Source organism: Pseudomonas sp. FG98 (assembly GCF_057808595.1).
Window position 1 is genome coordinate 74,825 of record NZ_JBMDIJ010000009.1, and the last position, 24,116, is coordinate 98,940.

19 protein-coding genes are annotated in these 24,116 nt (G+C 61.3%); 4 read left to right on the forward strand and 15 right to left on the reverse strand.

Translation table 11 applies throughout. From position 1 onward, the window contains the following. Positions 1–3: 3 nt before the first annotated feature. The 11 genes from ACODSK_RS09245 to mtnA all read right to left on the reverse strand — a co-directional run bounded on the left by ACODSK_RS09245 (position 4) and on the right by mtnA (position 14,572). Positions 4–1,140, reverse strand: a complete 1,137-nt coding sequence (locus tag ACODSK_RS09245) for an NAD-dependent epimerase/dehydratase family protein (protein ID WP_489015529.1) — start codon at positions 1,138–1,140, stop codon at positions 4–6. Positions 1,141–1,642: 502 nt separating this feature from the next. Next, a complete protein-coding gene (locus tag ACODSK_RS09250; RefSeq protein ID WP_489015531.1) occupies positions 1,643–2,674 on the reverse strand; it encodes a Wzz/FepE/Etk N-terminal domain-containing protein in 1,032 nt (343 codons plus the stop codon). Positions 2,675–2,828: 154 nt separating this feature from the next. Continuing rightward, positions 2,829–3,068 (reverse strand): lipopolysaccharide assembly protein LapA domain-containing protein, encoded by a 240-nt coding sequence (locus ACODSK_RS09255; RefSeq protein ID WP_489015533.1) that lies wholly within the window; start codon positions 3,066–3,068, stop codon positions 2,829–2,831. 14 nt (positions 3,069–3,082) lie between these two features. Beyond that, a complete protein-coding gene (ihfB, locus tag ACODSK_RS09260) occupies positions 3,083–3,379 on the reverse strand; it encodes an integration host factor subunit beta (protein ID WP_489015535.1) in 297 nt (98 codons plus the stop codon). Between the two features lie 223 nt (positions 3,380–3,602). Then, a complete protein-coding gene (rpsA, locus tag ACODSK_RS09265) occupies positions 3,603–5,276 on the reverse strand; it encodes a 30S ribosomal protein S1 (RefSeq protein ID WP_489015537.1) in 1,674 nt (557 codons plus the stop codon). A gap of 122 nt (positions 5,277–5,398) precedes the next feature. After that, positions 5,399–6,082, reverse strand: coding sequence for a (d)CMP kinase (gene cmk, locus ACODSK_RS09270; protein WP_489015624.1), 684 nt, complete (start codon positions 6,080–6,082; stop codon positions 5,399–5,401). A 2-nt stretch (positions 6,083–6,084) separates the two neighbouring features. Then, entirely contained in the window at positions 6,085–8,292 is a 2,208-nt protein-coding gene (locus ACODSK_RS09275) for a bifunctional prephenate dehydrogenase/3-phosphoshikimate 1-carboxyvinyltransferase (protein ID WP_489015625.1), read from the reverse strand. Positions 8,293–8,366: 74 nt separating this feature from the next. Beyond that, positions 8,367–9,461, reverse strand: coding sequence for a prephenate dehydratase (gene pheA / locus ACODSK_RS09280; protein WP_009407557.1), 1,095 nt, complete (start codon positions 9,459–9,461; stop codon positions 8,367–8,369). Next, on the reverse strand, positions 9,461–10,546 hold the full coding sequence (gene serC / locus ACODSK_RS09285) for a 3-phosphoserine/phosphohydroxythreonine transaminase (RefSeq protein WP_489015539.1): 1,086 nt from the start codon (positions 10,544–10,546) through the stop codon (positions 9,461–9,463). Before serC ends, pheA begins: the two co-directional genes overlap by 1 nt. Before the next feature lie 76 nt (positions 10,547–10,622). After that, on the reverse strand, positions 10,623–13,259 hold the full coding sequence (gene gyrA / locus ACODSK_RS09290; RefSeq protein ID WP_489015541.1) for a DNA gyrase subunit A: 2,637 nt from the start codon (positions 13,257–13,259) through the stop codon (positions 10,623–10,625). 236 nt (positions 13,260–13,495) lie between these two features. Next, the gene (gene mtnA, locus ACODSK_RS09295; protein WP_489015542.1) at positions 13,496–14,572 is read right to left on the reverse strand and encodes an S-methyl-5-thioribose-1-phosphate isomerase; all 1,077 of its coding nucleotides are present in this window, start codon (positions 14,570–14,572) and stop codon (positions 13,496–13,498) included. 110 nt (positions 14,573–14,682) lie between these two features. Here mtnA and ACODSK_RS09300 point away from each other — a divergent pair, with 110 nt between their 5' ends. From ACODSK_RS09300 to ACODSK_RS09315, 4 genes are all read left to right on the forward strand, one after another. After that, positions 14,683–16,014, forward strand: coding sequence for a TRZ/ATZ family hydrolase (locus ACODSK_RS09300; RefSeq protein ID WP_489015543.1), 1,332 nt, complete (start codon positions 14,683–14,685; stop codon positions 16,012–16,014). Between the two features lie 55 nt (positions 16,015–16,069). After that, on the forward strand, positions 16,070–16,768 hold the full coding sequence (ubiG, locus tag ACODSK_RS09305; RefSeq protein WP_042122517.1) for a bifunctional 2-polyprenyl-6-hydroxyphenol methylase/3-demethylubiquinol 3-O-methyltransferase UbiG: 699 nt from the start codon (positions 16,070–16,072) through the stop codon (positions 16,766–16,768). A 2-nt stretch (positions 16,769–16,770) separates the two neighbouring features. After that, the gene (gene mupP, locus ACODSK_RS09310; protein WP_489015545.1) at positions 16,771–17,442 is read left to right on the forward strand and encodes an N-acetylmuramic acid 6-phosphate phosphatase MupP; all 672 of its coding nucleotides are present in this window, start codon (positions 16,771–16,773) and stop codon (positions 17,440–17,442) included. An 84-nt stretch (positions 17,443–17,526) separates the two neighbouring features. Then, on the forward strand, positions 17,527–18,267 hold the full coding sequence (locus tag ACODSK_RS09315; RefSeq protein WP_489015546.1) for a YciK family oxidoreductase: 741 nt from the start codon (positions 17,527–17,529) through the stop codon (positions 18,265–18,267). Between the two features lie 4 nt (positions 18,268–18,271). On the opposite strand, the gene ACODSK_RS09320 is transcribed toward ACODSK_RS09315, so the two are convergent. The 4 genes from ACODSK_RS09320 to ACODSK_RS09335 form a co-directional block, all read right to left on the reverse strand. Continuing rightward, complete coding sequence (locus ACODSK_RS09320) at positions 18,272–19,060, reverse strand: iron-containing redox enzyme family protein (RefSeq protein ID WP_489015547.1); 789 nt, start codon at positions 19,058–19,060, stop codon at positions 18,272–18,274. A gap of 36 nt (positions 19,061–19,096) precedes the next feature. Then, positions 19,097–21,556, reverse strand: a complete 2,460-nt coding sequence (locus tag ACODSK_RS09325; protein ID WP_489015549.1) for an EAL domain-containing protein — start codon at positions 21,554–21,556, stop codon at positions 19,097–19,099. 100 nt (positions 21,557–21,656) lie between these two features. Beyond that, positions 21,657–23,489 carry an ABC transporter ATP-binding protein gene (locus ACODSK_RS09330; RefSeq protein WP_489015551.1) on the reverse strand — a complete coding sequence of 611 codons (1,833 nt, stop codon included), beginning with the start codon at positions 23,487–23,489 and terminating at the stop codon, positions 21,657–21,659. Next, complete coding sequence (locus tag ACODSK_RS09335) at positions 23,482–24,114, reverse strand: DsbA family protein (protein WP_489015552.1); 633 nt, start codon at positions 24,112–24,114, stop codon at positions 23,482–23,484. Before ACODSK_RS09335 ends, ACODSK_RS09330 begins: the two co-directional genes overlap by 8 nt. Positions 24,115–24,116 lie beyond the last annotated feature (2 nt).

The window sequence follows — 24,116 nt, forward strand, 5'->3', positions numbered from 1 at the left end:
CCTTCAGTTCATCAACTTCCGTTCGCGCAGTTCCTGATTGGCTTTTTCCAACAGATCCTCAGGCAGCGGCTGACTGCTTACCCACTGCGCAAAGCGCTCCAATCCCTGAGCGAGCGAAATTTTGGGCGTTACGCCAAGCAGGTTCTGCAAGCGGGAAATATCAGCGAAATTATGACGAATATCGCCAATACGAAACTGACCGGTGACAACCACATTCGGGGCTTTTCCAAATGCCCTGGACAGTTCCTCAGCTACGGTACGCACTGAGGTAGCGATGCCACTGCCGACATTGACAGCGGTGTTTGGTGCTTGGTCGACAACCACTGCTGCCAGCAGAGCGTCGGTAACATCTTCAACATGCACAAAATCGCGACTTTCCTCACCATCCTCGAATAGCGGCAGTTCGCTACCACGGCGGATTTTCGTGGAGAAAATAGAAAGAATGCCAGTGTAAGGATTATTCAGAGACTGGCGCTCACCATAGACGTTCTGCAGACGCAAAATCGCGTAACCAATTCCCATGGACTGGCAACCTATGCGCACAAGATCTTCCTGGGCATATTTAGTCGCAGCGTAGATGGAGGCAGGAGAAACCAAATCCGACTCATGAGTAGCAACCAGTTGCAACGCAGCACCAGTGTCGGGGCAAACCGGCTCCCATTGGCCATTTTTCAGTTGCTCACCACTGCGCGCGGACGGGTAGACTCGTGCGCCCGATTGCGGGTGCACGTAGGCACCTTCACCGTAGATAGAGCGACTGGACGAAAGCACAACGCGCTTGACCTGATGGCTTTCCATCTTGCCAAGAACATCGAACATGAGAGCAGTGCCCTGGCTATTGACTTCGTTATAACGAGCCACCTGGTACATCGACTGGCCGGTACCGGTTTCGGCGGCGAGGTGAACGACAGCATCGACACCCGGCAGGGCCGATTCCCAGTCACCGCGCTGGGTTACGTCACCACGCAGAAACTCGATGCCTTCCCCAGACAACCATTCAAGATCACGAGGGATCACGCCATGAATCTGGGGAGAAAGCGAGTCCAGAACACGCACCTGATAACCAGACGCAATCAACTTGGGAATCAGGTGAGAACCGATGAAGCCAGCGCCACCGGTCACAAGAATTCTTTTCGACATTTTTCTCTCCTAGAAATCGGCGTGCGTGCCACTGTCGAGGCAAAAGCAGAGGCCATAGCGCCCGAGTAGACCTGCGCTCCAACTGTAACCTGTACGGGAAGTTGTTACTCGAGCGAACTGCAATAGAACCGACGAGCCGCGAAAATTACCATAATGGCAGTAAGGTTTGAATGAAAAGTTTCCAAAATAAATCAAGAAAGTGCTTGACCACGAGGAATCAGGCACAACAGGGAGGGAAGAGATAGGTAACAGCAAGATTCATAAAGACCCAGCGACTGGACTATCGACAGGCTAGACACGGAGATGTCCGACGACACAGAAGGCTCTGCAAAGGGCCTCGCAGGTGCAGAGCCGCAACCAGAGCCTCTACCAGCAGCCAGCCAAAGCATCGCTTTCACCCTCGGTAAAAGCGACAGCAAATTGCTTGTCGCCCCCTACTATCGGATTCGACGCAAGGGAGGGCTGCCTGAACCCCCGCCTGACACCGATAACACGGCAGCCCTTAGACCCGGCGGAACAAGAACACACGACAAGTTACAATGAGGAATCCTACAAGCACCCCCAAAAACAAACTCAATGTAATGATCACGATTTTTTTCGGGCCGACTGGCTCATCCGGGAGTTCAATAGGACCGTCGAGACGATAAACTTCCACTACCTCAGGCTTAACCTCAAGATTTTTGTAGAAGCTGTAGGCAACCTGCAGTTCGCGCAACCCCTTTATAAACGGATCGTCGGACTTTCGCGCCTCCAGCGTCCCAATGGCAGCCTCGAGCGCCTTGCTTCCACGCATATAAGTCAATTCACCCGACATTTCGGCCGACACTTCAGAGGACAACAAGCTGGAGATCAGCGGCGGCGTCTCCAAATCAATCGCATGCGCAATCTGCAGCGCCTCACGCAACTGAACAATAAGATCCTCACGCACCTTCTGACCGCTATCGCGCAAAGTATTGATTTTCTGCGCAAGATTTCGCGCTCTGACTTCCGCCTCCTCCGAAACGTTCTTTATCATCTCCGCTTTTGCAGCAGCCCCTGCACGACTGAGGTACTCTTCCGCCCAAGCCTTCGACAATGCCGGGTCCCGATTCCTAACAGTGAGTACATAACGATCTCCGACAGGGCCAGATACAGTAAGCACCCTTGAAAATTCGCCATATAAAAGATCTACCGGCCTATCCCGCTCGCTCGACGACAGCGAAGGAAGATAGCGATCCTCGAAAAATTCTCGTCGCAGAAACTCACCATGCAAGTTCCGCAGAAAGACATCATAAACATCCTTTACCGAGTACCGCTTCAATTCGGTATCATTGGTCCGACCGTAGTTGAAATTGGCAATATCGCTTTGCGCCGGAGGAACTATAAATGCCTTGGCATCATAATGAGAAACACTGAAACAAACATACACAATCGAAAAGCAGAAAAATATAAAACCACTAAAGGCAATTAACAGTTTCTGCTTCCAATATACAAACACCAAATCGCGAAAATCAATTTCCCCAATAGAGCCAGTCAGAGGCGGTTCACTTTGCATAATTTTTTCCAATGATAATTTTTCTCAATAACATCCATATTAATTTATGCAAACCGCACCCTGAGCCCGCCTCTCATAAAAACTATAGCCCACCCACGCAAACCGACAACAACAGCTATCGGCAAGCGATGTAAATCAAAGCACAGAAAACAGCTCACTCTGGTTGATTTTTTTTCAAACGCCAACATGAATAAAAAGCACCCACAAAACCAAACACAAGCCCCACGCAAAAAGCTACTAGGATGTATACCGCCAATGATAGAGAAGGAAGACTCCAACCAAGAAAACTCAAACTGGTCGCAACCTGATTCTCCAGCACAAAAATTAGCACCATCGCAGAAATGAGGAGCAGCAATACGACAAAAACCAATCGGTTAAAGTTCCTCACAAGCATTCCCCTTTCGTCCGCTAATCAAACGTGTGCTCCTCTTCATTCACTCGATCCCTGAGCTCTTTTCCCGGCTTGAAGTGAGGCACAAACTTACCGTCAAGAGTAACGGACTGCCCAGTCTTCGGGTTACGCCCGACCCTTGGCGCACGATAGTGCAAAGAGAAACTGCCAAAGCCCCGGATCTCAATGCGATCCCCCGTGGCCAGACATTGGGACATCTGCTCAAGCATAGTCTTGATGGCCAACTCGACATCCTTGGATGAGAGCAGCCCCTGGTGGGTGACAATACGTTCGATCAGCTCCGACTTCGTCATGTTTTTCCCTTCTGTATCAAGCAGCTAGGTCATTGCCTCCATTGGTTTTAGCATGGCTTGGTGAATTTGAACAGCTCACTTATTGACTTGCACGGAAATTCAGTAACTGAATAATGAAACACCACACCGGAAAGCCCGCAGCCACAAGGGCCGGCCTTAACCAACTGAAATTTCAGGCATAAAAAAAGGCGACCGAAGTCGCCTTTTTTTGATCAAGCTGAACTTAGTTCTGCTTGGCCATTTGCTCACGAATCAGGTCACCCAGGGTCGCGGCAGGAGCCTCGGCCGACTTGGCAACTTTTTCGAAGGCTTCTTTCTCTTCCTCAACGTCTTTCGACTTGATGGAGAGGTTGATCACGCGCGACTTGCGGTCAACGCTGATGATCTTGGCTTCGATCTCTTCGCCTTCCTTCAGGACGTTACGCGCGTCTTCAACGCGGTCACGGCTGATTTCGGAAGCCTTCAGAGTAGCTTCGATGTCGTCGGCCAGGGTGATGACGGCGCCTTTAGCGTCGACTTCCTTGACGGTACCCTTGACGATTGCACCTTTGTCATTCAGGGAAACGTAGTTGGAGAACGGATCGTCTTCCAGCTGCTTGATACCCAGGGAGATGCGCTCGCGCTCTGGATCAACCGACAGGATGACGGTTTCCAGCTCGTCGCCCTTCTTGAAGCGACGTACGGCTTCTTCGCCCACTTCGTTCCAGGAGATGTCGGACAGGTGAACCAGACCGTCGATGCCGCCGTCCAGACCAATGAAGATACCGAAATCGGTGATCGACTTGATGGTGCCGGAGATCTTGTCGCCCTTGTTGAACTGGCCAGAGAAGTCTTCCCATGGGTTCGACTTGCACTGCTTGATGCCCAGGGAGATACGACGACGCTCTTCGTCGATGTCCAGAACCATGACTTCCACTTCGTCGCCAACCTGAACGACTTTCGACGGGTGGATGTTCTTGTTGGTCCAGTCCATTTCGGAAACGTGCACCAGACCTTCAACGCCTTCTTCCAGCTCAGCGAAGCAGCCGTAGTCGGTCAGGTTGGTGACGCGCGCCATGACGCGAGTGCTTTCTGGGTAACGAGCCTTGATAGCAACCCATGGGTCTTCGCCCAGTTGCTTCAGACCCAGGGAAACGCGGTTGCGCTCGCGGTCGTACTTCAGAACCTTGACATCGATCTCGTCGCCAACGTTGACGATTTCCGATGGGTGCTTGATACGCTTCCAGGCCATGTCGGTGATGTGCAGCAGGCCATCTACGCCGCCCAGGTCCACGAATGCGCCGTAGTCGGTGAGGTTCTTGACGATACCCTTGACTTGCTGGCCTTCCTGCAGCGATTCCAGCAGAGCTTCGCGCTCGGCGCTGTTTTCGGCTTCCAGGACGCTGCGACGGGAAACGACAACGTTGTTGCGCTTCTGGTCCAGCTTGATGACCTTGAATTCCAGCTCTTTGCCTTCCAGGTGGGTGGTGTCGCGCACAGGGCGGACATCAACCAGGGAGCCCGGCAGGAACGCACGGATACCGTTAACGTCGACAGTGAAGCCGCCCTTAACCTTACCGTTGATAACGCCCTTGACCACTTCTTCGGCGGCGAAAGCTGCTTCCAGAACAATCCAGCACTCGGCGCGCTTGGCTTTTTCACGGGACAGTTTGGTTTCGCCAAAGCCGTCTTCCACCGCGTCCAGCGCAACGTGAACTTCGTCACCGACCTTGATGGTCAGCTCGCCAGCTTCGTTGTAGAACTGCTCGAGCGGGATGACGCCCTCGGATTTCAGACCAGCGTGGACAGTAACCCAGTCACCGTCGATATCGACAACGATACCGGTGATGATCGCACCTGGTTGAAGGTTGAGGGTTTTCAGGCTTTCTTCAAAGAGTTCTGCAAAGCTTTCGCTCATTTTAATTCCTGTAGATTCGGGCGATAAATCCGCCCATCAGCCACACTCCAGACAATGTGGGTTTCGTTCATAGTAAGGGCCGCCTGCAGGACGTTGACTGGTGATCCTGCAACCGGCCCGGGTCATCCGGCGATATCGCGCAAAGCGACTTCGCTCAGAATGCGTTCAAGCACCTGCTCGATGGACAGCTCCGTGGAATCCAGCTGTATTGCGTCGGCCGCCGGCTTGAGCGGGGCCACCGAACGCTGGGTATCACGCTCATCGCGTGCACGGATCTCATCCAGCAGACTCGGCAGACTAACATCATCGCCTTTCGCCTTCAACTGGAGGTAGCGTCGGCGTGCCCGCTCCTCGGCGCTGGCGGTCAGGAAAATCTTCAAGGGCGCATCGGGAAACACAACCGTGCCCATGTCCCGGCCATCGGCGATCAGGCCCGGCGTCTCGCGGAAAGCGCGCTGACGCTGCAGCAGCGCTTCACGCACTGCCGGCAGCGCGGCGACCTGGGAAGCTCCAGCGCCGACATGCTCGTTGCGGATGTCATTGCTGACATCGTCACCCTCGAGAATGATGCGCTGCAACTGACCTTCTTCCGCAGCGAGGAACTGCACATCCAGATGCGCAGCCAGGGCCTTGAGCAGCTCTTCGTTGGTCAGGTCGACACCATGGTTGCTCGCAGCAAACGCCAGCAGACGGTACAAAGCCCCCGAATCCAGCAGGTTCCAGCCCAGGCGCCGGGCCAGCAGGCCAGCCACCGTGCCCTTGCCCGAGCCGCTCGGCCCGTCGATGGTGATGACCGGCGCTTGCATGTTCACGATTTACCCTCTTCAGCAACGCGAATACCGACTTCGGCGCACAGGGCGAGGAAGTTCGGGAAGGAGGTCGCGACGTTGGCGCAGTCATGGATGCGGATCGGCGCGGTAGCGCGCAGCGAAGCGACACTGAAGGCCATGGAGATGCGGTGATCACCGTGACCATGGACTTCGCCACCACCGATCTCGCCCCCATCGATGATGATGCCGTCGGCGGTCGGCTCGCACTTCACGCCCAGAGCCAGCAGGCCATCGGCCATGACCTGGATACGGTCGGATTCCTTGACCCGCAGCTCCTCGGCGCCACGCAGCACGGTGCGCCCTTCGGCACAGGCGGCAGCGACGAACAGCACGGGGAATTCATCGATCGCCAGGGGAACCAGGTGCTCGGGAATCTCGATGCCTTTCAGCTTCGCACCACGAACACGCAGGTCAGCCACCGGCTCGCCACCGACTTCACGCTGGTTTTCCAGAGTGATGTCGCCACCCATCAGACGCAGGATGTCGATGACACCGGTACGGGTCGGGTTGATACCGACGTGCTCCAGCACCAACTCGGAACCCTCGGCGATCGACGCCGCCACCAGGAAGAAGGCCGCCGAGGAAATGTCAGCCGGCACTTCGATATGGGTGGCTGTCAGCTTGCCACCGGACACCAGCGAAGCAGTCGGCCCTTCGACATTCACGTCGTAACCAAAGCCGCGCAGCATGCGCTCGGTATGGTCGCGGGTCGGGGCCGGCTCGGTCACGGTGGTTTTGCCTTCGGCGTACAGACCAGCCAGCAGCAGGCAGGATTTGACCTGGGCGCTGGCCATCGGCAGCGTGTAGGTCAGCGCCTTGAGCGCGTGTCCGCCACGAATGGTCATCGGTGGGCGGCCCTGCTCGGCGGTTTCGATGACTGCACCCATTTCCCGCAACGGGTTGGCGACACGGTTCATCGGGCGCTTGGACAGCGAGGCGTCGCCGGTCAGCACGGTGTCGAAGTTCTGCGCCGCCAGCAGGCCGGACAGAAGGCGCATCGAGGTACCGGAGTTGCCCAGGTAGATAGGGCCAGGCGGCGGCTTCAGGCCATTGAGGCCGACGCCGTGAATCGTGACGCGACCATGGTGCGGACCTTCGATCACCACCCCCATGTCACGGAAGGCCTGCAAGGTCGCCAAGGCATCCTCGCCTTCGAGGAAGCCTTCGACTTCCGTGGTGCCCTCGGCGAGGGAGCCGAGCATGATCGAGCGATGGGAAATCGATTTGTCGCCAGGAACGCGAATGCGTCCGGACAGACGGCCACCAGGTTGTGCCAGGAAAATCAGGTCGTTGGAGTTCATAGCGTCCACATAGGCCCGACGGGCCAGGATTTTACTGAAATGCTCGCGGGCAACCCGGGCGCGAGTGAATACGCCCAACAATTGGTGCCCATCCCCTGCATCGACCGCATCGCGCAAGGCGTCGAGGTCGCTGCGAAAAGTGTCCAGTGTGCGCAAGACTGCCTCGCGATTGGCGAGAAAAATGTCATGCCACATTACAGGGTCGCTTCCTGCTATCCGCGTGAAGTCACGGAAACCGCCGGCAGCGTAGCGGAAGATATCGAGGTTTTCATTGCGCTTGGCCAAGGAATCGACCAGGCCGAACGCCAGCAGGTGAGGCAAATGACTGGTAGCAGCAAGCACTTCGTCATGCCGCTCGACCTGCATGTGCTCGACATCCGCGTCCAGCACGCGCCACAGCCGATCGACCAGCGCCAATGCCTGGGGATCGGTTTCGGCCAGCGGCGTGAGGATTACCTTGTGTCGACGGAACAACTCGGCATTGGAAGCCTCCACCCCGCTCTGCTCGGAACCGGCAATCGGGTGACCAGGCACGAATTGCGCCAGGCGCTCCGGCATGACCGCACGAGCGGCGCGCACCACGTTGCCCTTGGCGCTGCCAACGTCGGTCAGCACTGCCTGGCCGAGGTCCATGCCGGCCAGACGGGCCAGCACCTTCTCCATGGCCAGGATCGGCACCGCCAACTGGATCACATCAGCACCGACACAGGCTGCCTCGAGGTCATCCTCGCAGCGGTCGACCACCCCCAGCTCCACTGCCAGCTTGCGCGACTGCGGATCGAGGTCGACGCCGACCACTTCGCTACAAAGGCCGCTTTCGCGCACGCCCTTGGCGAAGGAGCCGCCGATCAGCCCCAGGCCCACGACTACCAGCCGACCGATCAGCGGCCCGCTCTTTTGCGTTTCGACTTCAATCACTGAGCTCGGACCCTGTTCAAAACATCACGTATTGCCACGCCTCAAAGCACCGCTTTCGGGTAGGAACCCAGCACTTTCAGGGCAACCGCCTCCTGGCTGATCTTTTCCAGCACGGCCTTGATCAGCGGATCGCGGTGATGGCCGACGAAATCGATGAAGAACACGTAGGTCCATTTACCGCTGCGCGAAGGACGGGTCTCGATACGCGTCAGGTCGATACCGTTCTCGTGGAACGGCACCAGCAGTTCGTGCAACGCGCCCGGCTTGTTGCTCATCGACACGATGATCGAGGTCTTGTCGTCGCCAGTCGGCGGGACTTCCTGGTTGCCGATCATCAGGAACCGGGTGGAGTTGTCCGGACGGTCCTCGATCTTCTCGGCCAGACGGGTCAGGCCGTACAGGCCGGCCGCCATGTCACCGGCAATGGCAGCGGAGTTCCACTCGCCCTTGACCCGCTTGGCCGCCTCGGCATTGCTCGCCACCGCGACGCGCTCGACGTTCGGGTAGTGCGCATCCAGCCACTTGCGGCACTGGGCCAGGGACTGGGCATGGGAATAGATGCGGGTGATGCTGTCGGTCTTGGTGTTTTCGCCCACCAGCAGGTGATGGTGAATACGCAGTTCGACCTCGCCGCAGATGACCATGTCGTGTTCAAGGAAGCTGTCGAGCGTATGGTTGACCGCACCCTCGGTGGAGTTCTCGACCGGCACCACGCCGAAGTTGACCGCACCGGCAGCCACTTCGCGGAACACCTCGTCGATCGCCGCCATCGGCTTGCTGATCACCGCATGACCGAAGTGCTTCATCGCCGCGGCCTGGGTAAACGTGCCTTCAGGACCGAGGTAAGCCACTTTCAGCGGCTGCTCCAGGGCCAGGCAGGAGGACATGATTTCGCGGAACAGCCGGGCCATCTCCTCGTTGCCGAGCGGCCCCTGGTTACGCTCCATCACGCGCTTGAGCACCTGGGCCTCACGCTCGGGCCGGTAGAACACCGGCACCTCGCCTTCGGCCAGGGAACCCATCTTGACCCGGGCTACTTCCTGGGCGCAGCGGGCACGGTCACTGATCAGTTCGAGGATCTTCTCGTCAAGGCTGTCGATGCGTACCCGCAGCGCCTTGAGTTCCTGTTCGGACATCAGGAGTGTTCCTTCTCGAATTCAGCCATGTAGGCCACCAGCGCTTCGACGGCTTCCAGACCCAGGGCGTTGTAGATCGAAGCACGCATGCCGCCGACCGAACGGTGACCCTTGAGGTTGAGCAGGCCACGGGCATCGGCACCGGCAAGGAAGGCCTTGTCCAGGCGCTCGTCGGCCAGGCGGAACGGCACGTTCATCCACGAGCGGGAGTTGACGCTGATCGGGTTGCTGTAGAAATCGCTCTTGTCGATGAAACCGTACAGGAGATCTTTCTTCGCCCGGTTGCGCTGCTCCATCGCCGCGACGCCACCCTGCTCTTTCAGCCACTGGAAGACCAGGCCGGACAGGTACCAGGAATAGGTCGCCGGGGTGTTGTACATCGAGCCGTTATCGGCAGCGATCTTGTAGTCGAGCATGGTCGGACAGGCGCTGCGAGCGCGACCCAGCAGGTCTTCGCGCACGATCACCACCACCAGGCCGCTCGGACCGATATTCTTCTGCGCACCGGCGTAGATCAGGCCGAACTGCGAAACATCGATCGGACGGGAGAGGATGTCCGAGGACATGTCGACCACCAGCGGCACGTCACCGGCCTGCGGCACCCAGTCGAACTGGAGACCACCGATGGTTTCGTTGGAGGCGTAGTGCAGGTAGGCGGCACCCGGGGTCAGCGACCACTCGTTCTGACCGGGAATCGCCAGGAAATCGTAAGGCTTGGCCGAGGCGGCGACATTGACGTTGCCGAAGCGACGGGCTTCCTCGATGGCCTTCTTCGACCAGATGCCGGTCTCGATGTAGTCGGCAGTGCCGTTCTCGGGCAGCAGGTTCAGCGGAATCTCGGCAAACTGCTGGCTGGCACCGCCCTGGAGGAACAGCACCTTGTAGTTGGAGGGGATGGACAGCAGGTCGCGCAGGTCCTGCTCGGCTTGCTCGGCAATGGCCACGTAGTCGTCGCTACGGTGGCTCATTTCCATGACGGACAGGCCTTTGCCGTTCCAGTCCAGCATTTCGGCCTGGGCGCGCTGCAGAACAGCGTCCGGGAGCGCAGCGGGGCCTGCGCAGAAGTTAAAGGCTCGTTTGCTCACATCCACTCTCGCTCTGCTCAAGATAACGGCGGAAGCGGGGACCAGCCCCGCTTCCGTATTTCACGCGTTCTACAACTCAGTCCTGTATCGCTTCTTCTTCACCGGCAGCATCCGCTTGCGGCGCGTCGAGGTTGTCGCCATCCGCCTCGGCATCCAGCAACTCGTCGTCTTCGCCTTCGTCGGAAGGCTCCTGGACCCGCTCCAGACCAACCAGGGTTTCATCGCTGGCCAGTTTGATCAGGGTCACGCCCTGGGTGTTGCGACCCAGGCTGGAGACTTCGCCGACACGGGTACGGACCAGGGTGCCCTGGTCGGAAATCAGCATGATTTCCTCACCTTCCTGCACCTGCACCGCACCGACCAGGCGGCCGTTACGCTCGTTGCTGACCATGGCGATAACGCCCTGGCCACCACGTTTGTACTCGGGGAACTCGGCGATCGCGGTGCGCTTGCCGTAGCCGCGCTCGGAGGCAGTCAGGATCTGGCTGCCCTCTTCCGGAATGATCATCGAGATCAGCTTCTGCCCATCTGCCAGGCGCATGCCGCGGACACCGCGAGCAGTACGGCCCATGGCACGGACGTCGGACTCCTTGAAGCGGGTGACCTTGCCACCATCGGAGAACAGCATGACTTCACGCTCGCCATCGGTGATCGCGGCGGAAATCAGGATGTCGCCTTCGTCCAGCTCCAGGGCGATCAGACCGACGCTGCGCTGGCGGCTGAACTGCTCCAGCGGGGTCTTCTTCACGGTACCGTTGGCGGTGGCCATGAAGATGTAGTGACCCTCGGTGTATTCCTCCACCGGCAACATGGTGGTGATCTGCTCACCCTCGTCCAGCGGCAGCAGGTTCACCAGCGGACGACCGCGGGCGGCACGGGACGCTTCGGGGATTTCGTAGGTCTTCAGCCAGTACACCTTGCCCTTGCTGGAGAACAGCAGCAGCGTGGTGTGGCTATTGGCAACCAGCAGGTGGGAAATGTAGTCCTCGTCCTTGACGCCGGTAGCCGACTTGCCTTTGCCACCGCGACGCTGGGCCTGGTAGGCCGCCAGCGGCTGGGTCTTGGCATAACCGCCGTGGGAGATGGTCACCACGCGGTCTTCTTCCGGAATCATGTCGCCCAGGGTCAGATCCAGGCGCGCATCGATGATCTCGGTACGACGCACATCGCCATATTCGGCGCGGATCAGCTCCAGTTCTTCGCGGATCACTTCCATCAGGCGCTCGGCGCTGTTGAGGATGCGGATCAGCTCGCCGATCTGGTTGAGGATCTCCTGGTACTCGGCCAGCAGCTTCTCGTGCTCCAGGCCGGTCAGGCGGTGCAGGCGCAGGTCAAGAATGGCCTGGGCCTGTTCCGGCGACAGGTAGTACTTGCCATCGCGCAGGCCGTATTGCTCGTCGAGGTTCTCCGGACGGCAGGAATCGGCGCCAGCGCGCTCGACCATGACCTGCACGGCACTGGATTCCCACGGCGTGCCGATCAGCGCTTCCTTGGCCTCGGACGGGGTCGGCGAGGCCTTGATCAGGGCGATGACCGGGTCGATGTTGGACAGCGCGACCGCCTGGCCTTCGAGGATATGCCCACGCTCACGGGCCTTGCGCAGTTCGAACACGGTACGCCGGGTCACCACTTCACGGCGGTGACGGACGAAGGCTTCGAGCAGGTCCTTGAGATTGAGCAGACGCGGACGACCGTCGATCAGGGCGACGATGTTGATGCCGAACACGCTTTGCAGCTGGGTCTGGGCATAGAGGTTGTTGAGCACGACCTCAGGCACTTCGCCACGACGCAGCTCGATGACCACGCGCATGCCGTCCTTGTCGGACTCGTCGCGCAGTTCGGTGATGCCTTCGAGTTTCTTCTCCTTGACCAGCTCGGCGATCTTCTCGATCAGGCGTGCCTTGTTCAGCTGGTAAGGCAGCTCGGTGACGACGATCTGCTGGCGGCCACCGGCCTTGTCGATGTCTTCGACGGTGGAACGGGCACGCATGTAGATGCGTCCGCGACCGGTGCGATAGGCCTCGATGATGCCCTGGCGGCCGTTGATCAGACCGGCGGTCGGGAAGTCCGGACCCGGGATGAACTGCATCAGTTCGTCGATGCTGATTTCCGGGTTGTCGATCAGCGCCAGGCAACCGTCGATGACTTCACCGAGGTTGTGCGGCGGGATGTTGGTCGCCATGCCCACGGCGATACCGCTGGAGCCGTTGACCAACAGGTTGGGGATACGGGTCGGCATGACCGCCGGGATCAGCTCGGTGCCGTCGTAGTTGGGCACCCAGTCCACGGTTTCCTTGTGCAGGTCGGCCAGCAGTTCGTGGGCCAGCTTGGCCATGCGCACTTCGGTGTATCGCATCGCCGCGGCGTTGTCGCCGTCAACCGAACCGAAGTTGCCCTGGCCGTCGACCAGCAGGTAACGCAGGGAGAAAGGCTGGGCCATGCGCACGATGGTGTCGTACACCGCGGTGTCGCCGTGGGGGTGGTACTTACCGATCACGTCACCGACCACACGGGCGGATTTCTTGTACGGTTTGTTCCAGTCGTTACCCAGTTCACTCATCGCATACAGAACGCGGCGATGCACGGGCTTCAAGCCATCACGCGCATCGGGCAGTGCACGCCCGACAATGACGCTCATCGCGTAGTCGAGGTAGGACTGTCTCAGTTCGTCTTCGATATTGACCGGGAGGATTTCTTTGGCCAGTTCGCCCATGAGAAGCCTGATTCCTTTTTCTGGTGAAACTTCGTCACATCCATATGGGACGAACGAAGCTCGCCGTCGCGAAGGGCCTCCTGCGCGACGACTTACGACAAATCAACGAGTTATGCCATGGATCTGCGTAGTGAAGAACGCCCCGCAGGGCGCTCTTGGAAACCGCCGGATGTTATCACAGTCGCCGGGGGCATGGGAGTATGGCAAAGCGCCGCCTGGCACGAGGGAAAATGGACTCAATGCAGGCGCTTGCGACACATCAATTGCGCCAGCTTGGCCGTATCGGGACGCTCGACGATGCCCTTCTCGGTCACGATCACATCGATCAGGTCCGCCGGAGTCACGTCGAACACCGGATTGCACGCTTCCACCTCTGGCGCAATGCGAGTCCCGGCAATTTCCAGCAACTCATCGCCATCACGCTCCTCCAGGACGATCTCGTCGCCACTGGCCAGGCTCATGTCGATGGTCGAGCTCGGCGCCACCACCATGAAACGCACGCCATGGTGCATGGCATTCACCGCCAGCTGGTACGTACCGATCTTGTTCGCCACATCGCCGTTGGCGGTGATGCGGTCGGCGCCGACCACCACCCAGGTGATGCCCTTGGTCTTCATCAGGTGCGCGGCGGCAGCGTCGGCATTGACACTTACCGGAATCCCCTCGTTGGCCAGTTCCCAGGCGGTCAGCCGGGTGCCTTGCAGCCAGGGGCGGGTTTCATCGACATAGACATGCTCGATCATGCCGTCCAGCCAGGCGGCGCGGATCACCCCGAGCGCAGTGCCAAAGCCGCCGGTGGCCAGGGCGCCGGTATTGCAGTGGGTCAGCACGGTCTGCTCGCTGCCCTGGTACTTGCGGATCAGCTCCATGCCGAGCTGCGCCATGTTCAGGTTGGCCTCGCGATCGCTCTCGTGGATCGCCAGGGCCTCGGCCTCCAGGGCCTGCGACGGATCGTCACCCTCTTTCAGCCGTTGCAGGCGCTCGCGCATGCGATTCAGCGCCCAGGACAGGTTGACGCCCGTCGGCCGCGCCTCGCCGAGCGCAGCAAAATCAGCCTCCAGCGCTGCACGCCAGTCACCGCCCTCGGCCAGGCGCCGACGCAGGCCCAGCAGCAGACCGTAGGCGGCGCTGATGCCGATGGCCGGGGCTCCGCGCACCACCATCGAGCGAATCGCCTCGGCCACGCCGGCGGCATCGGTATACGCCAGCCAGGTCTCCTCGAAGGGCAAGGCGCGCTGATCGAGCAAGTAAAGGGTGCCATCACGCCAATCGATGGCCCTTACTTTCTCTGCAGCCAGAAGTCGATCGCGCATGCCTCACCCCGTCATTCGGACATCAAAAACCGGCGATTATAACGAGCCCCAAGCGCGGACGCTCGGGTATACTTCGCCACCACCCCATGATCCAGGGAAATCCGCCCCCCATGCCCAGATCCACCACCCCTATCGACCTGCTGCTCCTGCCGACCTGGCTGGTGCCTGTCGAGCCGGCTGGCGTGGTCTTCGAGGAACATGCCCTGGGCGTACACGACGGCCGGATCGTCTTCATCGGGCCGCGTAGCGAGGCTGGCCGCTTCAGCGCCACCGAGGTCCGCGAGCTGCCTGGCTGCCTGCTTGCGCCGGGGCTGGTCAATGCCCACGGCCACGCCGCCATGACCCTGTTCCGCGGCATGGCCGACGATCTGCCGCTGATGACCTGGCTGAACGAACACATCTGGCCCGCCGAAAACCGCTGGGTCGACGAGGATTTCGTCCGCGACGGCACCCGACTGGCCATCGCCGAACAGCTCAAGGGTGGCATCACCTGTTTCAGCGACATGTACTTTTATCCGAAGATCGCCAGCGAATGCGTGCACGAAAGCGGCATGCGCGCGCAGATCTGCGTGCCGTTGATGGATTTCCCCGTCCCCGGTGCACGCGACTTCGACGAAGCCCTGCACCTGGGCATCGAGCTGTTCGGCGACCTGCGCCATCATCCGCGCATCCGCATCGCCCTCGGCCCCCACGCGCCCTACACGGTCAACGACGAGCATCTGGAGAAGATCCGGGTACTCGCCGACGAACTGGACGCACCGATCCAGATGCACGTCCACGAGACCGCCAGCGAAGTCCGCGACGCCCTCGACCAGCGCGGCGAACGCCCGCTGCAGCGCCTGGCCCGCCTCGGTCTGCTCGGGCCGAACCTGCAGGCCGTGCACATGACCCAGGTCAGCGATGACGACCTGGCATTGCTGGTAGAAAGCAACACCAGCGTGGTGCACTGCCCCGAATCCAATCTCAAGCTGGCCAGCGGCTTCTGCCCGGTGGAGCGCCTGTGGCAGGCCGGGGTGAATGTCGCCATCGGCACCGATGGCGCGGCCAGCAACAACGATCTCGACCTGCTCGGCGAAACCCGCACCGCCGCCCTGCTGGCAAAAGCCGTGGCGGGCTCGGCCAGCGCCCTGGACGCCCACCGGGCCCTGCGCATGGCGACCCTGAACGGCGCCCGCGCCCTCGGACTGGATGCCATCACCGGTTCCCTGGAGGTGGGCAAGGCCGCCGACCTGGTCGCCTTCGATCTCGGCGGCCTGGCCCAGCAACCGATCTACGACCCGGTGTCGCAATTGATCTACACCTGCGGCCGCGACTGCGTGAAGCATGTCTGGGTCGCCGGCAAGGCGCTGCTCGAAGAGCGCCGCCTGACCCGCCTGGACGAACAGGCCCTGCATGCGAGCGCCACGGCCTGGGGCCGGCGCATCGCCGGGCACACCGAATGACCTGCGGGCAGCAACGCTGCCCCATCGAATTTTCACAGCTTCAGAGGATTGTTCCATGAGCAACGTCGACCACGCCGAAATCGCCAAGTTCGAGGCCCTGGCCCACCGCTGGTGGGACCGCGAAAGCGAGTTCAAGCCGCTGCACGACATCAACCCGCTGCGGGTCAACTGGATTGACGAGCGGGTCAAGCTGGCCGGCAAGAAGGTCCTCGACGTCGGTTGCGGCGGCGGCATCCTCAGCGAAGCCATGGCCCTGCGCGGCGCCACGGTGACCGGCATCGACATGGGCGAGGCGCCGTTGGCGGTAGCCCAGTTGCACCAACTGGAATCCGGAGTGAACGTCGAGTACCGGCAGATCACTGCCGAAGCCCTGGCCGAAGAAATGCCGGAGCAGTTCGACGTGGTCACCTGCCTGGAAATGCTCGAGCACGTCCCCGACCCGTCGTCGGTGATCCGCGCCTGCTTCCGCATGGTCAAGCCCGGTGGCCAGGTGTTCTTCTCCACCATCAACCGCAACCCCAAGGCCTACCTGTTCGCCATCATCGGCGCCGAATACATCATGAAGCTGCTGCCACGCGGCACCCATGACTTCAAGAAGTTCATCCGCCCTTCCGAACTCGGCGCCTGGAGCCGCGCGGCAGGCCTGAGCGTCAAGGACATCATCGGCCTGACCTACAACCCGCTGACCAAGCACTACAAGCTGGCCGCCGACGTTGACGTCAACTACATGATCCAGACCCTTCGCGAGGAATGAACATGCGTTTGCGAGCAGTACTTTTCGACATGGACGGCACCCTGCTCGACACGGCGCCGGACTTCATCGCCATCTGCCAGGCGATGCTCGCCGAGCGCGGCCTGCCACCGGTGGCCGACAAGCTCATCCGCGACGTCATTTCCGGCGGCGCCCGGGCCATGGTCGCGGCGACCTTCGACATGGACCCGGAGGCTCCCGAGTTCGAGCCGCTGCGCCTGGAATTCCTCGAACGCTACCAGCGTGATTGCGCCGTGCACAGCAAGCTGTTCGACGGCATGGAAGAGCTGCTGCAGGACATCGAGCGCGGCAAGCTGCTGTGGGGCGTGGTCACCAACAAACCGGTGCGCTTCGCCGAACCGATCATGCAGCGCCTGGGCCTGGCCGAACGCTCCTCGCTGCTGATCTGCCCGGACCACGTGAAGAACAGCAAGCCCGACCCGGAGCCGATGATTCTCGCCTGCAAAACCCTCGGCCTGGACCCGGCCAGCGTCCTGTTCGTTGGCGACGACCTGCGCGATATCGAGTCCGGCCGCGATGCCGGCACCCGCACCGCCGCAGTGCGCTATGGCTATATTCATCCTGAGGACAACCCCAACAACTGGGGCGCGGACGTGGTGGTCGATCACCCACTGGAACTGCGCAAGGTGCTCGACAGCGCCCTGTGCGGCTGCTGATCACCCTTCCATAGGCCATGCCGGGCCGGCTCGCATGCCGGCCCGCTGGCGTCTGAACGCCATTTCCTTTTCGAGGCAACTCCCATGTTCGACTATTCCGCCCGCCCAGAACTGCTCAAAGGCCGGGTCATCATGGTCACCGGTGCCGGTCGCGGGATCGGTGCGGCTGCGGCCAAGGCCTTCGCCGCCCATGGCGCCACCGTGCTGCTGCTGGGCAAGACCGAGGCCAACCTGGCTGCGGTCTACGACGAGATCGAAGCCGCCGGCCATCCGCAGCCCGTGGTCATTCCTTTCAACCTGGAAACCGCCCTGCCGCACCAGTACGACGAACTGGCGGTGATGGTGGAAAACGCCTTCGGCCGTCTCGACGGCCTGCTGCACAACGCCTCGATCATCGGCCCGCGCACGCCGCTGGAACAGCTGAGCGGCGATAACTTCATGCGCGTCATGCACATCAACGTCAACGCCATGTTCATGCTGACCCAGACCCTGCTGCCGCTACTCAAGCTGTCGGAGGACGCCTCGGTGGTGTTCACCTCCAGCAGCGTCGGGCGCAAGGGCCGCGCCTACTGGGGTGCCTACGGCGTATCGAAGTTCGCCACCGAGGGCCTGATGCAGACCCTGGCGGACGAACTGGAAGGGGTTGCCCCGGTACGGGCCAACAGCGTCAACCCGGGCGCCACCCGCACCAGCATGCGGGCCCAGGCCTATCCTGCGGAAAACCCGCAGGACAACCCGCTGCCCGAGGCCATCATGCCGGTCTATCTCTACCTGATGGGCCCGGACAGCACCGGGGTCAACGGCCAGGCGTTCAACGCCCAGTAACGACTCAGGCCAGGGCGCCGCGGCGGCGGGCGTCCTGGCTCGACTCGCTGTGTTCCAGCTGCATGCAGCGTTCGAGGAACAGGAACATATAGTCGTAGCTCTTGCAGATTGCCCGCTTCAGCTCGTTCTGCAAGGCCTTGCCCGGACTGTTGCCGGCCAGGGTGCAGATGATTTCCAGCGCTTCCCACGGGTGGGCATCGTCGTACTGCGCGTGCATTCGCAGCCATTTCATCGCGCGCTTGCGGTTTTCCTCGGGGAAGCCCATGGCGTAGGTATCGGTCGAACAGACCACCGCCGACCACTCACCCACCGCCCCTTCGATCGCATAGTTGGTCGCCGCCATGGCTACCACCAGCGAGTCCGAGGCACAGGTGTGCACGCACCAGTCGCTCAGCGCCTGCAATTCCGCCGGCACGTCCTGCGCCTGCAGATCTTCCAGGCTCACGCCATGGGCCTCGCACCAATGCACCCAGTAGTCGGCATGGTTGAGTTCGACACGGATATTGCGCATCAGCCAGCGCCGCGCCATGTCCTCGCCGGGATGGCGGGCGTAGCGGGTCTTGGTCAGGTTGCGGGCCATGTACACCGAGAATTGCTCGACCACCGGCCAGCCACCCACCAGGTACTGGTGCATGGTCCGGCTGGAGACCTGGCCGTCGCGCAAGCGCTGGTAGAACTCATGTTCCACCACACGACGCTTGCTCGCGCTGCATTCCTGGATCAGGCGCTGGGCCCAGAGGGGATAACTGGTGGCGTCCATCAATGGACCGGTCCGGGTAAAGGCATCAATCACTGTCAGCTCCTTGTCCTTGTGATTTGGATAGAAGCGTCAGCGCAATGCCCCCGGCGATCCGAACAGCACGGGCCTGGCCGCGTCGCGCCGACGCTGCAGGCTGGTGCAGGAAAAGACCTGGGGCCGCTCGATCAGGAAGCCCTGGGCGTAGTCGACACCGATCTCCCGCAAAGCCTGTTCGATCAACGGCGTCTCGACAAACTCGGCGATGGTGCGCTTACCCATGACGTGGCCGATGTGGTTGATCACCTGGACCATCGCCCGGTTAATCGGGTCGTCGAGCATATCCTTGACGAAACTTCCGTCGATCTTGAGGAAGTCTACAGGCAAATGTTTCAGATACGCGAACGACGACATTCCGGCGCAAAAATCGTCAAGGGAAAATTTGCAACCCAATCCTTTCAATTCGTTGATAAAACGAATCGCACTACCGAGATCGGCAATCGCGCTGGTCTCGGTTATTTCGAAACAGATCAATTCAGGCGGAATGCCATGTTCGCTGAACTGGCGGCGCAGGTAGTCGAGGAACTTGTCGTCACCGATGCTGTTGCCCGACAGGTTGATCGAACACATGGCCAGCGGCCCCTGCACGCCATCGTCGAGACACTGGCGGATGATCTTGAACACGCTGTTCACCACCCAGCGATCCAGCGCGGTAATCAGCCCGAAGCGCTCGGCGGCAGGAATGAAGCTATCGGGCAGGATGATCCGCCCGCTTTCATCATGCAGGCGCAACAGGATCTCCAGGTGCCCACCGCCATCGCTGCCGGGATCGAGTGCGGCAATTTCCTGGGCGTACAGGCAGAAGCGGTTCTCTTCCAGGGCGATATGCAGGCGCTGGATCCACGCCATCTCGCCGAAGCGCATCGACAACTCGGTATCGTCGGCCTGATACAGCTGGATACGGTTGCGCCCCTTCTCCTTGGCCATGTAGCAGGCCATGTCGGCGGCACGCAGCGCCGCCTCCAGTGAGTCCGGCGCCTGGTCGAGGTGGACCAGGCCGATGCTCACCGTGTTCATGAAGGGCCGTCCCTTCCACACGAAATGCAGACTCTGCACCGATTGGCGCAGGTTCTCGGCAATCCGCTCGGCCTGCTCCGGCGGGCAATCGTGCAACAGCACACCGAACTCGTCGCCGCCGAGCCGGGCCAGCACATCGCCCTCGCGCAGGGCCGACTGCAAAACCGCGCAGATATGCCGGAGCAACTCATCGCCGGCGGCATGCCCACTGGTGTCGTTGACCAGCTTGAACTGGTCAAGATCAAGGAACATCAGGGCATGCCGGCCGCCGTGCCGGCTCAGTTCCCCGAGCGCCTGCTCCAGGCGGTACTCGAATTCACGACGGTTGGACAACCCGGTCAAGGCATCGTGGGTCGCCTGCCAGGACAGGTTGGCGATGTACTGGCGCTCCTGGGTCATGTCGTGCAGCACCAGCACGGTACCGCTGATCCGCCCTTCGCTGATGATCGGTGCACCCACCAGGGCCACCGCCACGGTACTGCCGTCGAGGCGCTGGATCTGCCGGACATGCTCGGAGCCGCCGCACAGCGCGCCGTTGAGGATATGTTCGGTGAGGGTCAGGCTGTCCTTCTCGGAGTTGTCATCGAGCAGGCTGAACAGCGCCGCCAGCGGCAGGCCCTGGGCGTGCAGCGCATCCCAGTGGGTCAACTGCTCGGCGGCGGGGTTCATGTAGACGATGCAGCCATCGACATCGGTGGTGATGACCCCGTCGCCAATCGAGGCCAGGGTGATCTGCGCCCGCTCCTTTTCCACCTGCAAGGCGCTGGCGAAGGCCTGGCGCTGGGCCAGCAGCTTGCTCGAACGCAGCCAGGCCAGGGCGATCAGGAATGCTGCGGTGGCGAGGTTGGTCAACAGCAGCAGGCGCAAGAGCATGCGCGAGCCTTCGCCGAGGGCGTCGCTGAAGGCCCGGGCGGCGGGGGTCACGTTGTCATTGATGGCAACGATGCGCTGCTTCCAGGCCACCAGATCGCGGGGCGTGGCGCGGCTGGCGGCAATACCCGCGTGAATCTCGCTCGCCAGGGTGTCCAGCTCCTGCAGGAAGCTGTCCCCCACCTGCCAGCGGTCGATGGCCTTCTCCAGGTAACTGACATGACGGAAGTTGAGGTAGAACCAGATCACGCTGGCGACGTCGTCAGGGTGGTTGCCGCCGGCAAGAATGCCCTGCCGAGCCCCCTCCAGATCCGGCGGATCAAGGTCCAGGGCCAGGCGCAGGCGATGGCTGCCTTCGGGAATGGCAAACGCCTGGCGGTACTTGCGAAAGTTTTCCTCGTCGCGGCTGTCGACATACAGGCTGAGGTAGTAGATCGCGTCCTTCTGCCCCTTGGACCAGAGGCTCTCCCCCGCCACATAGGCGCGCATGGCCGACAAGGCATACAGGCTCATGCTGCCAAGCAGGGCCTGGAACAGCACCACGGCGATAAATGGCCAGATGAGCCCCAGGAGCCTGGGCGTTTCGAGCGTCCGTTTTCCCTTCATGAAATCCCTTGCAGCAGCATCGGTGAGTGACCTCACTCTGTTCCGATACAGACTAGGCCATTTGCCTCCATCGGGATAAGTGATTTCTCACAATCCTGGCTCAGCTCTGCTGCAAGTGACCGTACAGCTTGGCGTACAACCCGCCCTCGGCGATCAGCTGCTGGTGGCCGCCATCCTCGGCGACATGGCCGCCGTCGAACACCAGCACGCGATCGGCCTGTTTCACCGCAGACAGGCGGTGGGCAATGATCAGTGTGGTACGGGCGCTGAGGAAGCGCGCCAGGGCGTGATGCAGGTTGTATTCGGTGGCGGCGTCGAGGGCCGAGGTGGCTTCGTCGAGAATCACCACCTTGGGCTTGGCCAGGACCATCCGCGCAATCGCCAGACGCTGACGCTGGCCGCCGGACAGACGCACCCCGGACCGCCCGACCACGCTGTCCAGCCCCTGGGGCAAGGCGCCGATGGCGTCATCCAGTTGGGCGATGGCCAGGGCCTGCCAGCACTCCTCGTCGCTGCACTCACGGCCCATGGTCAGGTTGGCGCGTACCGTATCGTTGAACAACGAGGGATGCTGGAGCACCACCGCAACGTTCTCGCGCAGGGTTTCCAGGCCGATTTCCTGCAGCGTCGCGCCGCCGAAACGGATGGTTCCGGCCTGGGCGCTATAAAGGCCGAGGAGCAATTGCACCAGGGTGCTCTTGCCGCCGCCGCTGGCGCCGACAATGGCCACCTTCTCGCCCGGCGCGATGGACAGGTTCAACTGGTCCAGTACCGGTTCCTCGCCATAGCCGAAACGCAGGCCGCGCACTTCGATACCGACCGTGGTCTGCCCGTGGAACGGGTCGCTGCCGCCGGCGTATTGCGGCTCGTCGTTACGCGCCAGCAGCTCGTTGATCCGGCTCAGGGCGCCACCGGCCCCGTAATAGGCGTACTGCAGGTTCAGCAGTTGCTCCACCGGGCCGATCATGAACCAGAGGTAGCTGAACACCGCGAGCATCTGGCCGATGCTGAGGTCGGAGAACAGCACCGTGAGCATCGCCGCCGCCCGGAAGATATCGATGCCGAACTGGAACAGCAGGGCACTGGCCCGACCGCTGGCGTCGCTTTTCCATTGCGAGGCCACGGCATAGTTGCGCACCTCCTGGGCACGCAGGCCGAGGCGTCCGAGGAAATAGCCCTGGCGGTTGCCGGCGCGGACTTCCTGGATGGCATCGAGGGTTTCGGTGAGGGCCTGGGTGAAGCGCGAGGTGCTGTCGTTTTCCAGCTTCTTCAGGTGCTTGACCCGCTTGCCCAGTTGCACCGTGGCGAAGATCACCAGCGGGTTGAACAACAGGATCAGCAGCGCCAGTTGCCAGTGCATCCAGACCAGGATCGCCGCCGTGCCGGTCAGGGTCAGCATCGCCACGAGGAAACGGCTGAGGGTCTCACCGACGAATTTGTCGAGGGTGTCGAGGTCGGTCACCAGATGGGTGGTGACCGTGCCACTGCCGAGGCTTTCGTATTCGCTGAGGGAAATCCGCTTGAGCCGCTCGATCAGGCGGATGCGCAGGCGGTAGACGATGTCCTTGGCCAGGCCGGCAAACAGCTTGGCCTGGATCACGTTGAAGACCAGTGCGGTGGCACGCATGACCAGGGTGAACGCCAGCATCAGGCCGATATAGCCGACCGCCACCTGCCAGTCGGTCGGCAGCAAGTGGTTCATCCATTTCAGCGCGGCATCGCCGTGGCCGAGCAGGACTTCGTCCACCAGCAAAGGCAGCAACAGCGGAATCGGCACGCTGCACAGCGCCGCCAGCACGGCGACGCCATTGGCGGTCCACAGGGCTTTCTTGTGATGCAGCGCCAGGCGGCGGATTTCCGCCCAGCTCAAGCGATCGGCAGACGCCGCCGCAGGCCCGGGTACCGGGTCGGGCGAGCCTGGCAGATCAAGCATAGGCAGCCCGCTCCAGCCAGCGGCCGAGCAGCGGCTCAAGGGACTCCAGCGCCTGGTAGCCGTTGGTCAGCAGGGCCAGTTGTCCGTTGCGCTCGGCGAGCAGGGTGGGGAAACCGGCGATGCCCAGGTCCTGGGCCCAACTGAAGTCGGCGGTGGTGGCGGTGCGCTGTTCGGCACTGGTGAAAGCCGTGGCGAAGGTGGCGCGATCGAAACCGGCCTGTTCGGCCAGATTGACCAGGGTCGGCGCCAGGGTGACATCCTCGGCACGCTGGTAGAACGCCTGCTGGATCAGCGCCAGCAAGGCCCAGACCTTGTCACCATCGAGGCTGCGTGCGGTGACCAGCGCCCGGCACGCCGGCTCGGTGTCGTAGACGAAACCGTCAGGCATGGCACCGTCGAACCGGAACGGCTGGCCGGTGGCCTGGTTGACCGCCTGCCAGTGTTCGAGGATATAGCGCCGGGTCGACGCATCCAGCGCCGAGCTGCCAGTACGCAGCCCGCCCACCACGAGACGGGTTTCGACCCCCGCCTCACGCGCCTGGGCGATCAGGGCCGCGGCCACCGGCGCGAAGCCCCAGCACCAGGAGCACATCGGGTCCATGACATACAGCAGGCGAGCGCTCATCC